This is a genomic window from Halomonas fontilapidosi (genome assembly GCF_014192285.1).
Lineage (GTDB): Bacteria > Pseudomonadota > Gammaproteobacteria > Pseudomonadales > Halomonadaceae > Halomonas > Halomonas fontilapidosi.
This window is the reverse complement of the sequence record NZ_JACHXQ010000002.1, coordinates 114,834-133,151: the sequence shown is the minus strand read 5'-3', so window position 1 is coordinate 133,151 and position 18,318 is coordinate 114,834. Positions and strand designations below refer to the sequence as shown.

Here is an 18,318-nt window from a genome sequence, read left to right as displayed (position 1 = left end):
GTTATGCGTAAATTTGGAACGTTGACATCACTATGGACCTAGAACTTCATCGGCAGCGGAGAAACCTTATTGCGATGTCGCTTGGGCTCATCGTTTTTGAAATCGCGGGAGGCCAAGTCAAGGAAGTTTCGTTTATCAATGGCGGTGTATCGCTAGAGAATCCGGAACTTCTTATTTCGTTGGGGTACCTCGCTTTGGCCTATTTGCTGTGGCGATATTGGCTTTACGTAAAGCCGGAACATGATGAGTTTAGGAAACTCGTCCAAGAAACCTTGGAGAGTTCTAAAATCTATCGAGAGTTCGTTGATCCTCGAGTAAAGAAATTCAAGGAAGAGTCTGGAGTGGCACACGCTGAAGGGTGGCAAGAGTTCGCGGATGAAGACGACAAAAAGGAATTTGTGCCGATTCCTGTCGAGGAGCACATAGGTGGGCATTTTTGGGCGCGCGAGTTGGTGCTTCGAGTCGCGAATCCGAAGGGCGATTTCAACCCAGATCGGGAGGCCCACCGCATACCTGTATTTTCGTACGAAAGAATGAAAGCTAGTGCGTGGGTGAAAGTAATATTGGCTGATAAAGCGTATTCAGACCTCTTCGTTCCGTATCTGCTAGCATTCGTCGCAGTAGGCGCATTGTTGTGGCGAGTATTGGGCGCATAACAAGACGTTCAAGCCGTTCACTGCGCTCACTCGGACACCCAGCACTCAGCGTTGTGCAGAGGAAAATAAATGAATGAGAATGTAATAAAGAATCTTCACCTATACGATGAATTGTTAACATCATTCAAACTTATTGAAATTGGATTTGGTGAATTTCAAAATATGGATGTTGAGAACGATTTTTATCATCTGCCTTTCCAGTTATTGTCGAGTGGTTTTGAAAGGCTAATGAAGTGTCATATTTGTTTTGGAGTTCATGAGACAACAGGGAAATATCCAGAATTCATGGAGTTAAAAAAATGTGGTGGTAGTAATGGCCATGATTTAGGGGAATTGAAAAAAAACATTTTGAGTTCCCACTTTAAAACAAATGACATACCTGTCCTAAAAGAAGACCATGATTTTCTGAGAAATAGTACAGAATTAGACCGACTCATCTATTTATTGTCTGAGTTTGGTAAATTTGCGAGATACCATAATTTTGACGTGGTTACTGCTAACAAAAAGCCAAGTATAAATGTAAAATCTCTTTGGGAAGAGTATGAGAGTGGAATTTTGACTTCTGACCCAAATTTAATGAAAAAAATTGAGAATATTGAGCTTCACAAAGAGGTAATCAATACTATTCAGAGACGCATAATAATTATATTAGAAAAGTTTGTTAGAAGTATTGGTAGGCAGTTCACAATGGGAAAACTAGGTGCAATCGCATTACAGTATTCATCTGTATACCACCCATTTATTATGTTAAGAGATGAAGAGCTCGGAACAAAGAATTACAGAGAAACAACTACAAGGTATAAAACTAACTCGAAGAAACCACACAAACGAAACATCAAAGACGAAATTGACATAAAATTTAATAATAATTATGCTCATCAGCATATCAGAAAAGATGAATTTGAAGGAGACTGGCCTTTTTACCATGAGGAAGTAATCATTGAATGTCGAGATGATCATTGGTGTATTGTAACCATTGAAGGCCAAGACTATGCGTTGAACGGAGCTGCGCAGGGAAAATATAAGTTAGAGGCTGTCCATGATGCAGGAATGGCAATATTGGGCAAATCTATTTCCCCATTTATTGACATGGCACTGAATCTAAAAAAAGACAAAAATGCACAACAATAAAATTAACTCGGACGTCACAAAGCTGCTCCGCTCGTTCCTCGCTCCGCAACTTCGTGACGCCGGTTATTTAAACGTTCAACTGCCCACAAACAAAGCCCCGAGTCAGTCACCTGGCTCGGGGCTTTTCGTTCCGGAAGAAGCGTTACTGTGCGGCCAACGCTACACCGACCTTGGAGCGGTTGGGCCGGCCGATGGCCTGGGTGATCCAGGTGCCGGTGGCGGCGAGGGCGTTCAGATCGATGCCCGTCTCGATGCCGAGGCCATCGAGCAGGTAGACCACGTCTTCACTGGCCACGTTGCCGGAGGCGCCCTTGGCATAGGGGCAGCCGCCGAGGCCCGCCACGGAGCTGTCGACCACGGCGATGCCTTCCTCCATTACAGCGTAGAGGTTGGCGAGCGCCTGGCCGTAGGTGTCGTGGAAGTGGGCGGCGAGCTTGTCCATGGGGACGTCGCGGCTCACGGCCTCGATCATGCGCTTGGCCTTGAGCGGGGTGCCGGTGCCGATGGTGTCGCCCAGCGAGACCTCGTAGCAGCCCATGTCATACAGCGCCTTGGAGACCTCCGCCACCTTGGCCGGGGCGATCTCGCCCTCGTAGGGGCAACCCAGTACGCAGGAGACGTAGCCGCGCACCTGCACGCCGGCTTCGTTTGCACGCTCGAGCACCGGTTCGAAGCGGGCCAGGGACTCGGCCACGGAGCAGTTGATGTTCTTCTGCGAGAAGGCCTCGGAGGCGGCACCGAACACCGCCACTTCCTCGACGCCGCACTCCAGCGCGCCTTCCAGCCCCTTGAGGTTGGGGGTGAGGGCGGCATAGGTGACGCCATCCAGGCGGGCGATGTTCTTCATCACCTGCTGATGGTCGGCCATCTGCGGCACCCACTTGGGCGAGACGAAGCTGGCCGCCTCGATGTAGCTGATGCCCGCCGCGCCGAGGCGCTCGATGAGCTCGAGCTTGGTGGTGGTGCTGATCGGCTCGGGCTCGTTCTGAAGCCCGTCGCGCGGGCCGACCTCGACCAGGCGCACGTGTTTCGGGAATGCCATCGGTTGTCTCCCATCCTTATCGGCCCGGCGGGGGCGTGCCCCGGCCAGGATCTTGGCTATTTGAGCTTAGGTGGCTGGCCCCTCCGGGTCAGACCCCGCCACGCCGTGTGGCGTGTTTCGGTGGTCGTTGCCGTTGGGGCCGGCCGCCGCCGGGGTCTGACCCACGGGGCTTTGGCCCGCAGTGGCAGCTCCCTGCCGAAACGTATGGCCCGTGATGGTGCCTGTCTCTGGCAGGGGAGGCCTGCGGCCTCCTATCGCGCTGCCAGCAGCGCTCCTACTAAGGGCAGCGCCGTTGCGCTGGGAGCGGCGCTCCAGAAGGGAGCCCCCATCATCGCGCTGCAAGCAGCGCTCCCACGTAGGGCAGCGCCGTTGCGCTGAGAGCCGTGCTCCACAAGGTAGCTCCCATCATCGCGCTGCAAGCAGCGCTCCCACGAAGGGCAGCGCTGCCGTGAATCCCAGATTACTCCTCCGGGGCGAACTCGAGCAGCACGTCGCCTTGGCCGACGGTATCACCGGCGTGGAAGTGGAAGCTGGCCACATGGCCGTCGGCGGGGGCGGACATGGTGTGTTCCATCTTCATGGCTTCCATGACCATCAGCGGCATGCCCTTTTCCACCTTCTGGCCGGGTTCCACCAGCAGCGCTACCACGGTGCCGTGCATGGGCGCGGTGAGGGTGGATTCGGCCTCGTGGTGGCCGTGGTCGATGGCGTCGATGCGCCGCCAGAACAGGCGGGTCTCGCCGCGCGGGTCGACCATCACCACCACGTTGCCGTCGCGACGCGCCTGCAGGCGGCGGCGGTGGCCGTCCAGGGTCATGGCCACGGCGTCGCCGGCCAGCGGGTCGAGGCGCGCGGTGAGCGTTTCGCCGCCGATGGTCAGGTGCCAGGGGCCACTGTTGTCGGCGCGAGTGCCTTCGACCACCACCACGGCCTCGGAGTCGTCATCGTCCTGGGCATGGGCCGGGTCGCACAGGGCGATGCGGATGGTGCGCGGGGCGTTGACGCGGAAGCCGTCGTGGCGGTCCCAGGGCGAGTCGCTCTCGCACTCGCGGGAGAGCTGGTTAAGGCCCACCAGGGCGGCCCCGGCATACTCCTCGGTGCTGTAGCGGCGCGGCGCGAAGAGGGTCTCCTCGTGCTTCTCGATAAAGCGCGTATCGAGCTCCGCGTCACGGAAGGCAGGGTGGGTGGCCAGCCGCTGCAGGAAGGCGCGGTTGGTGACCACGCCCTGCACGTCCAGCGCCGCCAGCGCCCGGTTGAGGGTGGCCAGCGCCTGGGTGCGGTCGTTGCCGTGAACAATCAGCTTGGCGAGCATCGGGTCGTAGTGCATGGAGACGGCATCGCCGGTCTCCACGCCGCTGTCCAGACGAACGCGTTCCGGGTCCAGGCCGGCGCCTTCCAGGTCCATGGCGAAGCGGGTCAGGGTGCCGGTGGCAGGCAGGAAGTCCTGCTCGGGGTCCTCGGCGTAGAGCCGGGCCTCGAAGCTGTGGCCGGTGATGGTCAGCTCGTCCTGGTCGAGGGGAAGCGCCTCGCCCATGGCCACGCGCAGCTGCCATTCGACCAGGTCCTGGCCGGTGATCATCTCGGTGACCGGGTGCTCTACCTGCAGGCGGGTGTTCATCTCCATGAAGAAGAACGACCCATCGATGTCCAGCAGGAACTCCACGGTACCGGCGCCCACGTAGCCGATCTCCTTGGCGGCGCGCACCGCGGCCTCGCCCATCTCGCGGCGCAGCGCGGCGGTCATGCCCGGGGCCGGGGCCTCTTCCAGCACCTTCTGGTGGCGGCGCTGCACGGAGCAGTCGCGCTCGAAGAGATAGACGCCGTTGCCGAGGCTGTCGCAGAACACCTGCACCTCGACGTGGCGCGGCTGGGTCAGGTACTTCTCGATCAGCATGCGCTGGTCGCCGAAGGCGGCCTGGGACTCGCGGCGGCAGCCCTCCAGGGCGGCCTGGAAGTTGGCGGCGGACTCCACCACGCGCATGCCCTTGCCGCCACCGCCGGCGCTGGCCTTGAGCAGCACCGGGTAGCCGATCTTGTCGGCCTCGGCCTTGAGCAGGGCGTCGTCCTGGTCGTCACCGTGGTAGCCCGGCACCAGCGGCACGCCGGCGTTGGCCATGCGCGCCTTGGCGGCGGACTTGTCGCCCATGGCGGCGATGGCCGAGGCGGGCGGGCCGACGAAGACGATGCCGGCCTGGTCGAGCGCCTCGACGAAGGCGCCGTTTTCGGAGAGGAAGCCGTAGCCGGGGTGGATGGCGCCGGCGCCGCTGCGCCGCGCGGCCTCGACCACGGCGTCGACCTTGAGGTAGCTCTCGCGGGCCGCGGCCGGGCCGAGGCGGATGGCCTCGTCGGCCTCGCGGACGTGGCGGGCGTTGGCGTCGGCGTCGGAGTAGACGGCGACGGTGCGCAGGCCCATGGCACGCGCCGTGCGCATCACGCGGCAGGCAATCTCGCCGCGGTTGGCGACCAGCAGGGTGTCGAAGGTATTGAGGCTCATGAGCGTCGCTCCGTGGCGGTCGTGTCGCTAGTGTTTCCGGCGGGGCCTTGGGCCCAGGCGGGGCGGCGCTTCTCGAAGAAGCTCGCCAGGCCCTCCTGGCCTTCGTGGCTGACCCGCAGCTCGCTGATCACCCGGCAGGTATGATCGCGCGTGGTGTTGCTGTCGGGCTCCCGGGCCACCTCGGCGAGCAGCGCCTTGGTGGCCCGGCTGGCCTGGGGCGAGGTGCCAAGCAGGGTGTCGACCATGGCCGTAACGGCGTTGTCCAGCTCCTCGGCGGCGACCACCCGATGGGCCAGGCCCAGCGTCTCGGCGGTGGCGGCGTCCATGACCTCGGCGGTCAGCGCGTAGCGCCGCATCTGGCGGGAGCCCACAGCGCGCTGCACGTAGGGGCTGATCACCGCCGGCGAGAGGCCGATCCGCACCTCGGAGAGGCAGAACTTGGCCTTCTCGGAGGCGATCACGATGTCGCAGCAGGCGGCCAGGCCCACGGCACCGCCGAAGGCGGCGCCCTGCACGCGGCACACGGTGGGGCAGGGCAGGGTGTCCAGGCCGTGCATCAGCGCCGAGAGCTCCCTAGAGTCCGCGAGGTTGTCCTCGAAGTCATAGTCGAGCATGCGCTTCATCCAGTTGAGGTCCGCCCCAGCGGAGAAGCTCTTGCCCTCGGAGCCCAGCACCAGCGCGCGCACCTCGCCTCGCTGGGCGAGCTCGCCCACCCGGCGCAGATGATCGTTGAGCTCGGCGATCAGGTGGTCGTCGAACGCGTTGTGGACGTCCGGGCGTTCCAGGGTCAGCCAGGCCACGCCGCGGTCGTCGATCGTCAGTCGGGAGTATGTCTGCGTCATCTCGACCTCACATCCGGAACACGCCAAAGCGGGTTTCTTCCACTTCGGCATTCATGGCGGCGGCCAGCGACAGGCCGAGGATCTCGCGGGTCTGCAGCGGGTCGATCACGCCGTCGTCCCACAGCCGGGCGCTGGCGTAGTAGGGGTGACCCTGGTGCTCGTACTGCGCGCGGGTGGGTGCCTTGAAGGCCTCCTCTTCCTCCGCGGTCCACTCGCGGCCCTCGCGCTCGAACTGCTCGCGCTTGACCTGGGAGAGCACGCCGGCGGCCTGTTCGCCGCCCATCACCGAGATGCGCGCATTCGGCCACATGAACAGCAGGTTGGGATCGTAGGCGCGGCCGCACATGCCGTAGTTGCCGGCGCCGAAGCTGCCGCCGATCAGCACGGTGAACTTGGGCACCTTGGCGCAGGCCACCGCGGTGACCAGCTTGGCGCCGTGCTTGGCGATGCCCTCGTGCTCGTACTTGGAGCCGACCATGAAACCGGTGATGTTCTGCAGGAAGATCAGCGGGATCTTGCGCTGGGCACACAGCTCGATGAAGTGCGCGCCCTTGACCGCGGATTCGGAGAACAGCACCCCGTTGTTGGCGACGATGCCCACCGGGTAGCCCTGGATGTGGGCAAAGCCGGTCACCAGGGTGTCGCCGTAGTAGCGCTTGAACTCGTCGAAGTCGGAGTCGTCGACGATGCGCCCGATCACTTCGCGTACGTCGTAGGGCTTCTTGAGGTCGGTGCCGACGATGCCGTAGAGCTCGCTGGGGTCGAGACGCGGCGGCTTTGGCGCCTGCATCTTCAGCTGGCCGCGCTTCTGCCAGTTGAGCCGCGAGACGCAACCGCGCGCCAGCTGCAGGGCGTGGGCGTCGTTTTCGGCGTAGTGGTCGGCCACGCCGCTCTGCTTGGCGTGCACGTCGGCACCGCCCAGGTCCTCGGCGCTGATGCTCTCGCCGGTGGCGGCCTTCACCAGAGGCGGGCCGCCCAGGAAGATGGTGCCCTGCTCCTTGACGATGATCGATTCGTCGGCCATGGCCGGCACGTAGGCGCCGCCCGCGGTGCAGGAGCCCATCACCACGGCGATCTGCGGGATGCCCTCGGCGGAGAGGGTGGCCTGGTTGTAGAAGATGCGGCCGAAGTGGTCGCGATCCGGGAAGACCTCGTCCTGGCGGGGCAGGAAGGCGCCGCCGGAATCGACCAGGTAGATGCACGGCAGGCGGTGCTTGCGGGCGATCTCCTGGGCGCGCAGGTGTTTCTTCACGGTGAGCGGAAAGTAGGTGCCGCCCTTGACCGTGGCGTCGTTGGCGACGATCACGCACTCCACCCCGGAGACCCGGCCGATGCCGGTGACCACGCCGGCGGCCGGCACGCCGCTCTCGTAGACCTCATGGGCGGCCAGCGACGAGAACTCGAGGAAGGGTGAGCCCTCGTCGATCAGGTGGTCGATGCGGTCGCGCACGAACAGCTTGCCACGCGACTCGTGGCGCTCGCGGGCCTTCTGGCCGCCGCCCTGGGCGATGGCCGCGGTCAGCTCGCGCAGCTTGCCGACCTCGTGGCGCATGGCGACGTCGTTGGCCTGAAAGACGTCGCTGCGCGAGTTGATCTGGGTCTGGAGGATGCTCATCTGGGATCCCTTGGATGTCGTTACCAGTGCCTTGCTGACTAATGTAGGAGACGATCGCGATAGCGTGGATCATCAGGGGCGCCTGTCGGCGCCATTCGCGCAGCAAGCTGTGCTCCTACAGGTCAGGCCCGGTGGTCTATCAGGCTAATTCTGGCGCCTTGTAGGAGCGCTGCTTGCAGCGCGATAAGCCCCCGTTGCCATCGCCTTGCAAGCAAGGCTCCTACTGCGAGATGCCACCGATCATGCTGATTCGTTGAAGATCTCGCGACCGATCAGCATGCGGCGGATCTCGCTGGTGCCGGCGCCGATCTCGTAGAGCTTGGCGTCGCGCAGCAGGCGGCCGGTGGGGTACTCGTTGATGTAGCCGTTGCCGCCGAGCAGCTGGATGGCGTCCAGCGCCACCTGGGTGGCCTTCTCCGCGCAGTAGAGGATCACGCCGGCGGCGTCCTTGCGCGAGGTCTGGCCGCGGTCGCAGCCGGCGGCCACCGCGTAGAGGTAGGCGCGGCAGGCGTTCAGGGTGGTGTACATGTCGGCAATCTTGCCCTGCACCAGCTGGAACTCGCCGATCGACTGGTTGAACTGCTTACGCTCGTGGACGTAGGGCACCACGATGTCCATGGCCGCCTGCATGATGCCGATGGGGCCGGCAGCGAGCACGGTGCGCTCGTAGTCCAGGCCGCTCATCAGCACCTTGGCGCCACGGTTGAGCTCGCCGAGGATGTTCTCCTCGGGCACCTCGCAGTCCTCGAACACCAGCTCACAGGTGTTGGAGCCGCGCATGCCCAGCTTGTCGAGCTTCTGGGCGGTGGAGAAGCCGGGCATGCCCTTCTCGATGATGAAGGCGGTGATGCCCTTGGAGCCGGCATCGGGGTCGGTCTTGGCGTAGACCACCAGCACGTCGGCATCGGGGCCGTTGGTGATCCACATCTTGTTGCCGTTGAGGATGTACTTGTCACCCTCCTTGCGCGCGCGCAGCTTCATCGAGACCACATCGGAGCCGGCGCCCGGCTCGGACATGGCCAGCGCGCCGACATGTTCGCCGCTGATCAGCTTGGGCAGGTACTTGGCCTTCTGCTCGGCGCTGGCATTGATCTTGAGCTGGTTGACGCAGAGGTTGGAGTGCGCGCCGTAGGAGAGGCCCACGGAGGCGCTGGCCCGGGAGATCTCCTCCACGGCGATGCAGTGCGCCAGGTAGCCCATGCCGCTACCGCCATCCTCGTCGGAGACGGTGATGCCGAGCAGACCCATGTCGCCGAACTTCTGCCAGAGATCGTTGGGGAATTCGTTCTTTTCGTCGATCTCAGCGGCGCGCGGGGCGATCTCGTCGCGGGCGAAGGCGTTGACCTGGTCGCGGAGCATGTTCAGCTCGTCGTCGTGGCCGAAGTCGAGGGGCTTGTAGGGCGTGTGCATGGCGGGCTCCCGTTCTCGTCAGGTAAGGCGCCGATTGTTCGGGCGCGGCGCCGGGGTCAAACAGTTGGCCATCAATATGGCAGATGCGATAAGACTAGGCGAGGTTGACGTTAACGTAAAGTGCAGCTTTCAGCGCCTTCGACGAATGTAGAAGAGGTGCGAGGTGCGAAGTGCGAGGGGCGAGGTGCGAGGGGCGAGGGGCGAGGTGCTAGGGGTGAGAGACGAGGAGTAAAGGGCGAGGCGCAAGCGGGGGCAGCCGTCGCGGCTGCCCCCGGTGACTCAGCCCGCCAGCCAGGTGATCACCTGGTGGTAGAGCGGTATGCCGATGATCACGTTGAGCGGGAAGGTAAAGCCGAGCGAGGCCAGCATGGCCAGGCCGATATTGGCCTGGGGGATCGCCGTGCGGATGGCGGCCGGGGCGGCGATGTAGGAAGCACTGGCGGCGAGCGCTGTGAGGATCAGCAGCGAGCCCTGGGGCAGGCCCAGCACCAGGCCGACGGACAGGCCGGCCGTGGCCAGCAGCGGCGGGGCCAGCAGGGCAAAGGTGAGCAGGCGCCAGTGGAACCAGGGAATCGGACGCAGGGTGTCCGCCGCGGTGAGGCCCATCTGCAGCAGGAAGAGGGCGAGCACGGCGTGGAAGGCACCGGTGAAGAGGTCGGTGACGTTGGCGCCCTCCTGGGGGCCATACATGGTGCCGATCACCGCACCGCCGGCCAGCAGGATCACGCCGCGGTTGGTCAGCGTTTCGTGCCAGATGCCCTGCATCGCTTCCCCCGAGTTCTTGCCTGCATGACGGCGATAGAGCGCGATGGCGACCATGATCGCCGGCAGCTCCATCATTACGAGATACAGGGTGACTTCGGCGCCGATCGGCAGGGCGCGGCTCTCGGCAAAGGCCAGCGCCACGGCAAAGGTACCGGCGCTTACCGAGCCGTAGTGGGCGGCAATGCTGGCGCTGTCGGCGGCGGAGAGGCGGACGACGCGGCGCAACACCGGCATCAAGGCCAGCGGGATCAGCGCGCCAAGCGCCGCCACCGCGGCCAGTTCGGGCACGAGCGACCAGTCCAGGTTGCCGTAGAGGGCCATGCCGCCCTTGAGGCCGATGGTTAGCATCAGCAGCAGGCTGAGGGTGTCGTAGGCGGCCTTGGGGATGGTCAGGTCGGACTTCACCAGCCCGGCCAGCAGGCCGAGCAGGAAGAACATCACCACGATATCGGGCATCGGGAGGTCTCTAATGGTTGAGGAAAAACGCCTGGCATTCTGCTAAGCCGGTTGCATTGATTCCAATAAACTCTTTCGCAATGCACCATAGATGATTATCTATGATGGGCCGAGGGCACCGCGACGATGAACATTCGACACCTGACCTTTCGCCTGTTGCAAGTCTATGTCGCCGTGGTGCGTGCCGGCTCGATCAGCGAAGCGGCACGCCGTCTCCACCTTACACAACCCACCGTTTCCCAGCAGCTGCGTCGCCTGGCCGAGACGGTAGGCGAGCCGCTGCTCGAGAGCCGCCAGGGGCGACTGGTGACCACCGAGGCGGGCGGCGAGCTCTACCGGGCGAGCCGCGAGGTGCTGGTACGCTTCGATGACGTCGAGGATTACCTGGCCTCGCTGCGCGGTGGCGAGCGAGGGCGCTGTTCGATTGCCCTGGTCAATACCGCCCAGTACGTGCTGCCACGCCTGCTCGGCCCCTACAGCCGGGCCTTTCCCGAGGTCGACCTGACCCTGCATATTGGCAACCGCCGGCAGGTGCTGACCCGCTTCGAGCGCCAGGACGATGACCTCTACGTCTTCAGCCATCCGCCCTCGCTGGCCCATGCGCGGGCCGGGCGTTTCCTGCGCAATCCGCTGGTGGTCGTGGCACCGCGCGACCATCCGCTGGCGGGCTGTGAGCAGGTGGCGATGAGCGAGCTGCTGGGCGAGCGCTTCCTGCTGCGCGAACCCGGCTCGGCCACGCGGATGCTCTTCGAGAGCTGGCTTCAGGAGCAGGGCCTGACCCTGGGGCCGACCCTGCAGATGGCCAGCAACGAGGCGATCCGCGTCGGCGTGGCATCGCGGATGGGGCTCGCCGTGCTCTCCGAGCACGTGCTGCCGCCGGAGCATTCGGACCTGGTGATCCTGCCGGTGGCGGGGCTGCCCATCGAGAGCCACTGGCAGTTCATCGTGCGCCGCGATCGACGGCTGCCGCACGCGGCGCTGGGGCTGCTGCGCTTCGCGGCCGGCCACCTGAGCGAGTGTGTCGAGCAGCGTTTTCTTAGCAACGAGCTCGAGGAGCTGCTGGCGGGATTGGGATCGGCCCCGTCAGCAGGCTGACGGAGCCGGACCGAAGGGTTATTGCTTGGCGTTGGGGAAGAACAGCTGCTGGCCCTTCACCTCGAAGTCGGCGATGGCCTGCTGGCCCTCCTCGGAGAGCAGCCACGCGTGCCACTGTTCGGCCAGGTCGTGCTTGAGGTGGGGGTGGCGCTCCGCGGAGATCAGGATGCTGCCGTACTGGTTGAACAGCGCATCATCCCCCTCGAACAGCAGCTCGAGGTCCCGCGGGTTATCGAAGGCGACCCAGGTGGCGCGGTCGCTCATCACGTAGGCGTCCATGCCGGCGGCGGTGTTGAGCGTCGGGCCCATGCCGCTGCCCAGCTCGCGATACCATTCGCCGCCCGGCTCGACGCCGGCCGAATCCCACAGGCGCAGCTCGGCACGGTTGGTGCCGCTGTCGTCGCCGCGCGAGGCGAAGGGCGCCTCGGCTTCGGCAATCAATGAAAGCGCCTCGGCCACGGTCTCGGCATCGGCGATGCCCGCCGGGTCGCCGTCGGGGCCGATGATGACGAAGTCGTTGTACATCACGTCGGCCCGCTCGGTGCCGTAGCCCTCTTCCACGAAGCGCTCTTCGCCGACGGTATCGTGCACCAGCAGGCTGTCGGCGTCGCCGCGACGGGCGATCTCGAAGGCCTGGCCGGTGCCCACGGCGACGACGCGTACGTCGATACCGGTCGTTTCGGTGAATTGCGGAATGATGGCGTCGAACAGCCCCGAGTTTTCGGTAGAGGTAGTCGAAGCCAGCGTGATATGGCGCTCTCCATCCTGGGCCTGGGCCGCCATCGACAGCCCCAGCAGGCTCACGGCGGTCATTGCGATACGTGCCTTGTGTTGCATGGTTGCTTCCTTTTGGTTGCTGCTTGACGCGATGAGGCGCAGGCGCCGCTAGAGCACCAGATCGCCCCGGATGAAAGCCCGCGCCTGGGACGAGGCGGGGGCCGTGAAAAAGGTCTCGGCCGGGGCGTGCTCGATCACCTTGCCGCGGCACAGGAACAGTACGTCATCGGCCAGGCGTCGGGCCTGATGCAAGTCGTGGCTGCTCATCACGATGCGCGTTCCCCGCTGGTGGAACTCCTGAACGGCGTCTTCCACCGCCTTGATGGCGGCGGGGTCGAGCGCCGAGGTGGGCTCATCCAGGAACAGCACCTCGGGGTCGAGCAGCCAGGCCCGGGCCAGGGCCAGGCGCTGCTGCTCGCCTCCCGAGAGCACGCGGGCCGGGCGCTTCTCCAGGGTGGCCAGGCCGAAGCGCTCCAGCGCCTCGCGGGCGCGGGGCTTGCGGAGGCGGCGTGGCGTGCCATTGACGGCCAGCGCATAGCTCAGGTTGGCGAGCGCCGAGCGCCTGAGCAGCACCGGCCGCTGGAAGACCATGGCCTGGCGCGGGGTGCGCCCCTCCCAGTGGACGCGCCCCTTGCTGGGAGTGAGCAGGCCATGGGCAAGGCGCATCAGCAGGCTCTTGCCGGCGCCGTTGGGGCCCATCACCAGGGTGCGGCAGCAGCCTGTCAGGCGCAGGTCGAGAGGCGACAGCAGCACTTGACCGCGATGCAGGAAGCTTGCGCCCTCGAGCACCAGGCTCGGGATCTCGGCGGTTAGGCGTCCGCTCAGATCGTTCATCCCAGCCTCCGACGGGCCGTCTCGCTCATCAGGTAGGCGCCGGCGTTGACCAGCGCCACCAGCGACAGCAGCACCAGGCCCAGGCCCAATGCCAGAGGCAGGTTGCCCTTGCTGGTCTCCAGCACGATGGCGGTGGTCATGACCCGCGTGACGCCGTCGATGTTGCCGCCGACGATCATCACCGCCCCCACCTCGGCGCTGGCCCGGCCGAAGCCGGCGAGCACCACGGTGACCAGGCCCAGTCGGGCGTCCCAGAGCAGGGTGGGGATCATGCGCAGGCGTGAGAGCCCCAGCGAGGTGAGCTGCTCGCGGTACTCCTGGAAGAGTTCCTCGACCTGCTGACGGGCCAGGGCGGCGATGATTGGCAGCACCAGGATGATCTGGGCAATGATCATTGCCCCGGGGGTGAAGAGCAGACCCAGTTCGCCCAGCGGCCCGGCGCGCGAGAGCAGCAGGTAGACGCTGAGCCCCGCCACCACCGGCGGCAGCCCCATCAGGGCATTGAGAATCACCACGATCACGCCGTGACCGGGGAAACGCCATAGCGCCAGAGCCGCGCCCAGCGGCAGGCCGATCAGCGCGGCGATCAGCACGGCGCTGAGCGAGACCTGCAGCGACAGCATGACGATCCCGACCAGGTCGGGATCACGCCCCAGGATCAGGGCCAGGGCGGTCTGGAAGGCATTGGCATCGTCGGACATCGCGGTCTCCTGCGGACTCCCTGCATCATGTGCGTTAATGTGCAGTGGCGCATCCAACGCAGTAATTCATGCAGTCTCATACAGTAAAACGACGTTCGTGCCACGAGGACCCGTCATGAGAGAGGCCGATCGAGGGAGTGTGTCCCCTGCCTACCTGACCACCGCCGAAGTCGCCGATTATCTGCGGCTCAAGGAGCGCAAGGTCTATGACCTGGTGCGCCAAGGGGAGATGCCCTGCGTGCGCGTCACCGGCAAGCTGCTCTTCCCGCGGCAGAGCATCGATCTCTGGCTGATGAACCACCTGGAGGGAGACCGGGCCAGCAGCCGGCCGGTGCCCGTGGTGCTGGCCGGCAGCCAGGACCCGCTGCTGGAGTGGGCGGTTCGCGAGAGCGGGGCGAGCCTGGCACTGCTCTGCCACGGCAGCGGTGACGGGGTGCGGCGCCTGCTGGCCGGCGAGGCGATGGTGGCGGGGCTGCACCTGCTGGACGCGCGCAGCGGTGATTACAACCGGCCCGAGGCGCTGGGGCTTTCCGGCATGCGCGACCTGGTGATGGTGCGCTGGGCGGTGCGTCGTCAGGGACTGCTGCTGGCGCCGGACAACCCCTTGGGCATCGGCTCGCTCGAGGATCTGGCCGCGAACCCGGTGCGCCTTGCCCATCGCCAGCCCGATGCCGGCGCCCACCGGCTATTCACCTGGCTGCTGGCGCGGGCGGGGATCGATGTCGGCCGGCTGCCCTTCAGCCCCCACCCCTCGCTCAACGAGGACGACCTGGCCCTGTCGATTCATCAGGGGGAGGCGGATGCCGGGCTCGGGGTCGAGGCCGCGGCCCGCCGCCAGGGGCTGGCCTTCGTGCCGTTGCACCAGGAGTCCTTCGACCTGGCTCTGCGGCGGCGCAGCTATTTCGAGCCGCCGATCCAGCGGCTGCTGGCCTTCGCGCGGGAGGCGCGCTTCGTCGAGCGGGCCGAGGCCTTCGGTGGCTATGATGTCAGCGAGCTGGGGAGCGTGGTCTACAACGCGTGAGGCAGGGTGCCGGGCCGCGCGGGAGGCGGCCCGACGGCGGGATCAGCTCTTCTGGTTCATGCAGTTGTCGTAGAAGGTGACGGTGGCGGGCCAGTCGCTGAACAGGCCGATGATGCCGACGTCGCGGGCGAGCACATCCAGCGTGAGCAGCTTGTCGCCTTCGTTGTCGATCACCTCATCGGTGGTGCGGTGGTACCACTCGCCGTCGTTGGCCAGCGGGCCGGAGCGCTCGAAGGTCCAGGCGATGAGGTCGAGCCCGGCCGCCTTGGCGAGCTCGGCGTAGACGGAGGGCACGATGCGGCTCTCGTCGTCACCCGCGTCAGGGTTGGCCGCCAGCAGCATCCACATCGGCGGCGCGAGGATCTGCACGTCCATCTCGGCCAGCTCCTCCATGCTCGGCGACCAGGTAGCCGGGTCGCTGTGGTCGAAGTCCTCCTGGCTATAGCGGTCGTCGAGGTAGACGGCCTGGCCACCGAACTCGGGGGCGTTGTCGATCCAGTAGCGGACGTCGTCCAGGTTGAACGACTGGGCCCAGACGTCGCTGGCCGGCACGTTGGCGGCCTTGTACTCGTCGATCATCTTCTGGGCGTAGTCGTGCTGGCTCATGCCCTCGAAGGGCATCTCGACGCTGGGCGCCTTGAGTTCCGGGGTCATCTTCACGCCCAGCGCCTTGAACAGTTCGATGCTTTCGGCGTGGGTCATCAACGTGCCGCGCGTGCTGTAGAGGTCCGTGCGCCAGCCGGGGGTGGCGTCGAGATACGCCTCGACGCTCGTGGCGTCGGTGTTGGCGCCTTCCATCTTGCCCTGAAGGGTGCGGTATTCCGCCAGGCTGATATCGCTGGTGCAGCACTGGATATCCGCGGCATTGGTCAATTCGCCCGCCTCGTTGAAGGCCGGTGGCACGCTGCACTTCTGTGCCAGCTCGGTGGCGACGATATTGGTGGTGGAGTGGAGGTCGCACTGCGAATGGCGGCAGACGAGCTCCTGGTCGGCGGTGAAGGTGACGTCGCACTCGAGGATGCCGGCGCCCATTTGGGCGCCGGCCAGGTAGGCCTCGCGGGTGTGCTCGGGGAACTGCATGGGCGCGCCGCGGTGGCCGATGCTGAAGTCGCTGCGCTGCCAGCTGTCGGTGCCGGCGGCGCAGCGCAGGAGCTCGGCCTTGAGCTCGCGTGAGCGCTGCGTTTCCTCGTCCATGTCCTGGACCAGGAAGAGCGGGCGGGGGCCGAGGGTGACCTTGCTGGCGGCGGTGATCTCGTCCTGCGCGGCGACGCTGGCGGGAACGAGCAGCAGCATTGCCAGGCTGGCAAGGGTGAGCATCGGGGAGGGTATCTTCATGGGGGCCTCGCATTTCTTCTTGAGCGGAAAGTAGGAGTCGAGCCCGTTCAGCATGCCTGATGGCCTATGACGCCACGGTGACGTTGGCATGTCGGGCAGGCAGGGCCGCCTTCAGCATAGAAGCCTTCGCGGTCGGTGGCCGGGCGGGGGCATTGGCCCCCGCCCGGCTGTTCAGGGCCGACAGACATACCAGTAGTTCTGAAAATCGTGATCGAGTTCGTGAACCGCGATGTCGCTGAAGCCGGCCGAGCGGAAGTACGCCTGTGCCTTTTCCCGGCCCCACATGGCGCCGAGCCCTTCGCCACCGCGGGCCAGCGACACCGTCATGCAGTGCATGCAGGAAAGCGTGTAGAGCAGCGGTCCGATCGGGTGGCCGCGGTCCTGATGGTGGTGGCTCGAGCCCTTGATGTCCTGGGCCAGATAGACGCCGTCATCGGCCAGGGCCCGCCGGATGCCGCGCAGCAATGCAGAGGGATTGGCTTGGTCGTGCACGGCATCGAAGGTGGTGATGAGATCGAAGGTCGCCGGTTCGGCGGTGCGGTCGAAGTCGGTCAAGTCGCGTACCTCGAAAACTACGTTGGTATTGCCGAGCTCGTTTGCCTCCCGGCGAGCCTTGGCAATGGCCGCCTCGGACAGGTCATAGCCGATGAAGCGACTTCGCGGAAAGCGGTGTGCCAGGGTGTTGAGGGCCTGGCCGCTGCCGCAGCCGGCGTCGAGCATGTGGAGACCGTTCTCGAGGCGCTCGATGAGTCCCGGTACCAGCGGCAGTATCTGCGATTCCAGCGCCAGTACCACCGACTGCCCGCTGTCCTCGGCCATGATCTCGTGGAAGCGGCCAAAGCGTTCATAGGGCACGCCGCCGCCGTCGTGAAAGCAGCGCACGATGTCGTCTTCCACGCTGCCGAGCAGCGGAATGTACTGGGCGAACACCGCGATGTTGTCCGTGGGTGAGCGTCTGCTGAGGCAGGCCGCATGTTCCGGTGGCAGGTGGTAAGTGCCGGCGGACGGGTCGTGCTCGACGATGTTGCCAACCGTCATGGCGCCCAGCCATTCGCGGACATAGCGCTCGGCGAGGCCGGCACGCTGGGCAATCTCCGGACTCGTGGCCGGTGGCATATCGGCCAGGGTGTCGAAGAGGCCGGTACGATGACCGAGCGAGGTCATCAAGCTCAAGGCGCCGCCATTGAGATGGTCCACGAGGCGGTCGGCAAAGGCCTCGGCGTGGCGTTCATCGAAGGCGTCAAGGACTGAGGTGTCGTCATGGGGTGCCGTCATGATGTCTCCCTCCTGTGGGTGAGCGCAGCCGGGGGGCCGGCTTTCCTACCAGCAGCTTGGGCGCTACCCCGGGTGGCGGCTAGTGAACCCGTGGTCGGGTTCTCACGCGGCGGGGAGTCTCGACTAGAATCAGCTATATGGGTCAGGTGTAGGCGGCAACGGTGCGGCCCTGGCGGGTCTCGGGGCCGTCAAACTGGACGTCCGGTACGGTGAACCGGGGTGGTGATGAAGATGGGCAGGGGCGAAGCGACCCGCGAACGCATCCTGGCGATTGCGGAGTCGGCGGTACTGGCGAAGGGCTTCGGTGCCACGTCCATCGAGGAGCTGATCGCCGAGGCGGGCATCACCAAGAGTGGCTTCTTTTACCACTTCCACGACAAGAACGCGCTGGCGCGAGCGCTGCTTGAGCGTTATATGGCGCGCGAGGATGCCCAGTTGGACGATGTCTTCGCCCGCGGCCGTGAACTGGCCGGCGACCCCCTCCATGGCTTTCTCGCGGGCCTGAAGCTGTTGGCAGAAACCATGAGCGACCTGCCGGGCGATTATCCCGGCTGCCTGGTGGCGACCTACTGTTACCAAGAGCGCCTCTTCGATCGCGATGTGCGTGAACTCAACCGGCGGATCGTGTTGCGTTGGCGTTTGCGCTTCAGTGCCATCTTGGACGAGATCGTCGTGCAGCAACCGCCACGCGCGCCGGTCGATACCCAGGCGTTGGCCGACATGGTGTCGACGATCATCGAGGGTGGGCTGGTGCTTAGCCGCGCCACCGGCGATTCGCAGATCCTGCCCACCCAACTCATGTTGCTGCGCCATTATATCCAGCTGTTATTCGAGCCCTAGGCCAGGGGGCGGCATTGAGGGCTCGTCTG

Annotated in this window: 16 protein-coding genes; 5 read left to right on the top strand and 11 right to left on the bottom strand. The window is 64.8% G+C overall.

The window, feature by feature from the left end; genetic code table 11:
• Nucleotides 1-74: 74 nt before the first annotated feature.
• Together FHR95_RS04230 and FHR95_RS04225 are read left to right on the top strand one after the other, a co-directional pair.
• Nucleotides 75-656: a hypothetical protein gene (locus tag FHR95_RS04230; protein ID WP_183313491.1), complete on the top strand. Its 582-nt coding sequence runs from the start codon at nt 75-77 to the stop codon at nt 654-656.
• 69 nt (nt 657-725) lie between these two features.
• Nucleotides 726-1,787 carry a hypothetical protein gene (locus FHR95_RS04225; protein ID WP_183313490.1) on the top strand — a complete coding sequence of 354 codons (1,062 nt, stop codon included), beginning with the start codon at nt 726-728 and terminating at the stop codon, nt 1,785-1,787.
• A 142-nt stretch (nt 1,788-1,929) separates the two neighbouring features.
• Here FHR95_RS04225 and FHR95_RS04220 read toward each other — a convergent pair whose 3' ends face one another.
• The 6 genes from FHR95_RS04220 to FHR95_RS04195 form a co-directional block, all read right to left on the bottom strand.
• A complete protein-coding gene (locus FHR95_RS04220; RefSeq protein WP_183313489.1) occupies nt 1,930-2,829 on the bottom strand; it encodes a hydroxymethylglutaryl-CoA lyase in 900 nt (299 codons plus the stop codon).
• 460 nt (nt 2,830-3,289) lie between these two features.
• Nucleotides 3,290-5,323, bottom strand: coding sequence for an acetyl/propionyl/methylcrotonyl-CoA carboxylase subunit alpha (locus FHR95_RS04215; protein WP_183313488.1), 2,034 nt, complete (start codon nt 5,321-5,323; stop codon nt 3,290-3,292).
• The gene (locus tag FHR95_RS04210; RefSeq protein ID WP_183313487.1) at nt 5,320-6,165 is read right to left on the bottom strand and encodes an enoyl-CoA hydratase-related protein; all 846 of its coding nucleotides are present in this window, start codon (nt 6,163-6,165) and stop codon (nt 5,320-5,322) included. Before FHR95_RS04210 ends, FHR95_RS04215 begins: the two co-directional genes overlap by 4 nt.
• A gap of 7 nt (nt 6,166-6,172) precedes the next feature.
• Complete coding sequence (locus tag FHR95_RS04205; RefSeq protein WP_183313486.1) at nt 6,173-7,780, bottom strand: carboxyl transferase domain-containing protein; 1,608 nt, start codon at nt 7,778-7,780, stop codon at nt 6,173-6,175.
• Nucleotides 7,781-8,020: 240 nt separating this feature from the next.
• Nucleotides 8,021-9,190, bottom strand: coding sequence for an isovaleryl-CoA dehydrogenase (locus tag FHR95_RS04200; protein WP_183313485.1), 1,170 nt, complete (start codon nt 9,188-9,190; stop codon nt 8,021-8,023).
• A gap of 279 nt (nt 9,191-9,469) precedes the next feature.
• A complete protein-coding gene (locus FHR95_RS04195; RefSeq protein WP_183313484.1) occupies nt 9,470-10,411 on the bottom strand; it encodes a sodium-dependent bicarbonate transport family permease in 942 nt (313 codons plus the stop codon).
• A 126-nt stretch (nt 10,412-10,537) separates the two neighbouring features.
• Here FHR95_RS04195 and FHR95_RS04190 point away from each other — a divergent pair, with 126 nt between their 5' ends.
• Complete coding sequence (locus FHR95_RS04190; RefSeq protein ID WP_040187275.1) at nt 10,538-11,506, top strand: LysR family transcriptional regulator; 969 nt, start codon at nt 10,538-10,540, stop codon at nt 11,504-11,506.
• An 18-nt stretch (nt 11,507-11,524) separates the two neighbouring features.
• Here FHR95_RS04190 and FHR95_RS04185 read toward each other — a convergent pair whose 3' ends face one another.
• From FHR95_RS04185 to FHR95_RS04175, 3 genes are all read right to left on the bottom strand, one after another.
• Nucleotides 11,525-12,319, bottom strand: a complete 795-nt coding sequence (locus FHR95_RS04185) for an ABC transporter substrate-binding protein (protein WP_221199226.1) — start codon at nt 12,317-12,319, stop codon at nt 11,525-11,527.
• A gap of 72 nt (nt 12,320-12,391) precedes the next feature.
• On the bottom strand, nt 12,392-13,117 hold the full coding sequence (locus FHR95_RS04180) for an ATP-binding cassette domain-containing protein (RefSeq protein ID WP_183313482.1): 726 nt from the start codon (nt 13,115-13,117) through the stop codon (nt 12,392-12,394).
• Nucleotides 13,114-13,818: an ABC transporter permease gene (locus FHR95_RS04175; protein ID WP_183313481.1), complete on the bottom strand. Its 705-nt coding sequence runs from the start codon at nt 13,816-13,818 to the stop codon at nt 13,114-13,116. The genes FHR95_RS04180 and FHR95_RS04175 overlap by 4 nt, the downstream gene beginning before the upstream one ends.
• Nucleotides 13,819-13,933: 115 nt before the next feature.
• On the opposite strand from FHR95_RS04175, the gene FHR95_RS04170 reads away from it, so the two are divergent.
• Complete coding sequence (locus FHR95_RS04170; protein ID WP_183313480.1) at nt 13,934-14,839, top strand: helix-turn-helix transcriptional regulator; 906 nt, start codon at nt 13,934-13,936, stop codon at nt 14,837-14,839.
• 42 nt (nt 14,840-14,881) lie between these two features.
• On the opposite strand, the gene FHR95_RS04165 is transcribed toward FHR95_RS04170, so the two are convergent.
• Together FHR95_RS04165 and FHR95_RS04160 are read right to left on the bottom strand one after the other, a co-directional pair.
• Complete coding sequence (locus FHR95_RS04165) at nt 14,882-16,174, bottom strand: glycerophosphodiester phosphodiesterase family protein (protein ID WP_221199207.1); 1,293 nt, start codon at nt 16,172-16,174, stop codon at nt 14,882-14,884.
• A 171-nt stretch (nt 16,175-16,345) separates the two neighbouring features.
• Nucleotides 16,346-17,449, bottom strand: coding sequence for a class I SAM-dependent methyltransferase (locus FHR95_RS04160; RefSeq protein WP_183313479.1), 1,104 nt, complete (start codon nt 17,447-17,449; stop codon nt 16,346-16,348).
• A gap of 231 nt (nt 17,450-17,680) precedes the next feature.
• On the opposite strand from FHR95_RS04160, the gene FHR95_RS04155 reads away from it, so the two are divergent.
• Nucleotides 17,681-18,289 carry a TetR/AcrR family transcriptional regulator gene (locus FHR95_RS04155; RefSeq protein WP_040187259.1) on the top strand — a complete coding sequence of 203 codons (609 nt, stop codon included), beginning with the start codon at nt 17,681-17,683 and terminating at the stop codon, nt 18,287-18,289.
• Nucleotides 18,290-18,318: the final 29 nt, after the last annotated feature.

What these genes read in the sequence shown, in the direction of transcription:
- FHR95_RS04215 (WP_183313488.1), bottom strand. Translation starts at nt 5,323, where the DNA reads ATGAGCCTCAATACCTTCGACACCCTGCTGGTCGCCAACCGCGGCGAG.
- FHR95_RS04170 (WP_183313480.1), top strand. Translation starts at nt 13,934, where the DNA reads ATGAGAGAGGCCGATCGAGGGAGTGTGTCCCCTGCCTACCTGACCACC.
- FHR95_RS04165 (WP_221199207.1), bottom strand. Translation starts at nt 16,174, where the DNA reads ATGAAGATACCCTCCCCGATGCTCACCCTTGCCAGCCTGGCAATGCTG.
- FHR95_RS04200 (WP_183313485.1), bottom strand. Translation starts at nt 9,190, where the DNA reads ATGCACACGCCCTACAAGCCCCTCGACTTCGGCCACGACGACGAGCTG.
- FHR95_RS04160 (WP_183313479.1), bottom strand. Translation starts at nt 17,449, where the DNA reads ATGACGGCACCCCATGACGACACCTCAGTCCTTGACGCCTTCGATGAA.
- FHR95_RS04180 (WP_183313482.1), bottom strand. Translation starts at nt 13,117, where the DNA reads ATGAACGATCTGAGCGGACGCCTAACCGCCGAGATCCCGAGCCTGGTG.
- FHR95_RS04185 (WP_221199226.1), bottom strand. Translation starts at nt 12,319, where the DNA reads ATGACCGCCGTGAGCCTGCTGGGGCTGTCGATGGCGGCCCAGGCCCAG.
- FHR95_RS04175 (WP_183313481.1), bottom strand. Translation starts at nt 13,818, where the DNA reads ATGTCCGACGATGCCAATGCCTTCCAGACCGCCCTGGCCCTGATCCTG.
- FHR95_RS04225 (WP_183313490.1), top strand. Translation starts at nt 726, where the DNA reads ATGAATGAGAATGTAATAAAGAATCTTCACCTATACGATGAATTGTTA.
- FHR95_RS04195 (WP_183313484.1), bottom strand. Translation starts at nt 10,411, where the DNA reads ATGCCCGATATCGTGGTGATGTTCTTCCTGCTCGGCCTGCTGGCCGGG.
- FHR95_RS04205 (WP_183313486.1), bottom strand. Translation starts at nt 7,780, where the DNA reads ATGAGCATCCTCCAGACCCAGATCAACTCGCGCAGCGACGTCTTTCAG.
- FHR95_RS04190 (WP_040187275.1), top strand. Translation starts at nt 10,538, where the DNA reads ATGAACATTCGACACCTGACCTTTCGCCTGTTGCAAGTCTATGTCGCC.
- FHR95_RS04210 (WP_183313487.1), bottom strand. Translation starts at nt 6,165, where the DNA reads ATGACGCAGACATACTCCCGACTGACGATCGACGACCGCGGCGTGGCC.
- FHR95_RS04230 (WP_183313491.1), top strand. Translation starts at nt 75, where the DNA reads ATGTCGCTTGGGCTCATCGTTTTTGAAATCGCGGGAGGCCAAGTCAAG.
- FHR95_RS04220 (WP_183313489.1), bottom strand. Translation starts at nt 2,829, where the DNA reads ATGGCATTCCCGAAACACGTGCGCCTGGTCGAGGTCGGCCCGCGCGAC.
- FHR95_RS04155 (WP_040187259.1), top strand. Translation starts at nt 17,681, where the DNA reads ATGGGCAGGGGCGAAGCGACCCGCGAACGCATCCTGGCGATTGCGGAG.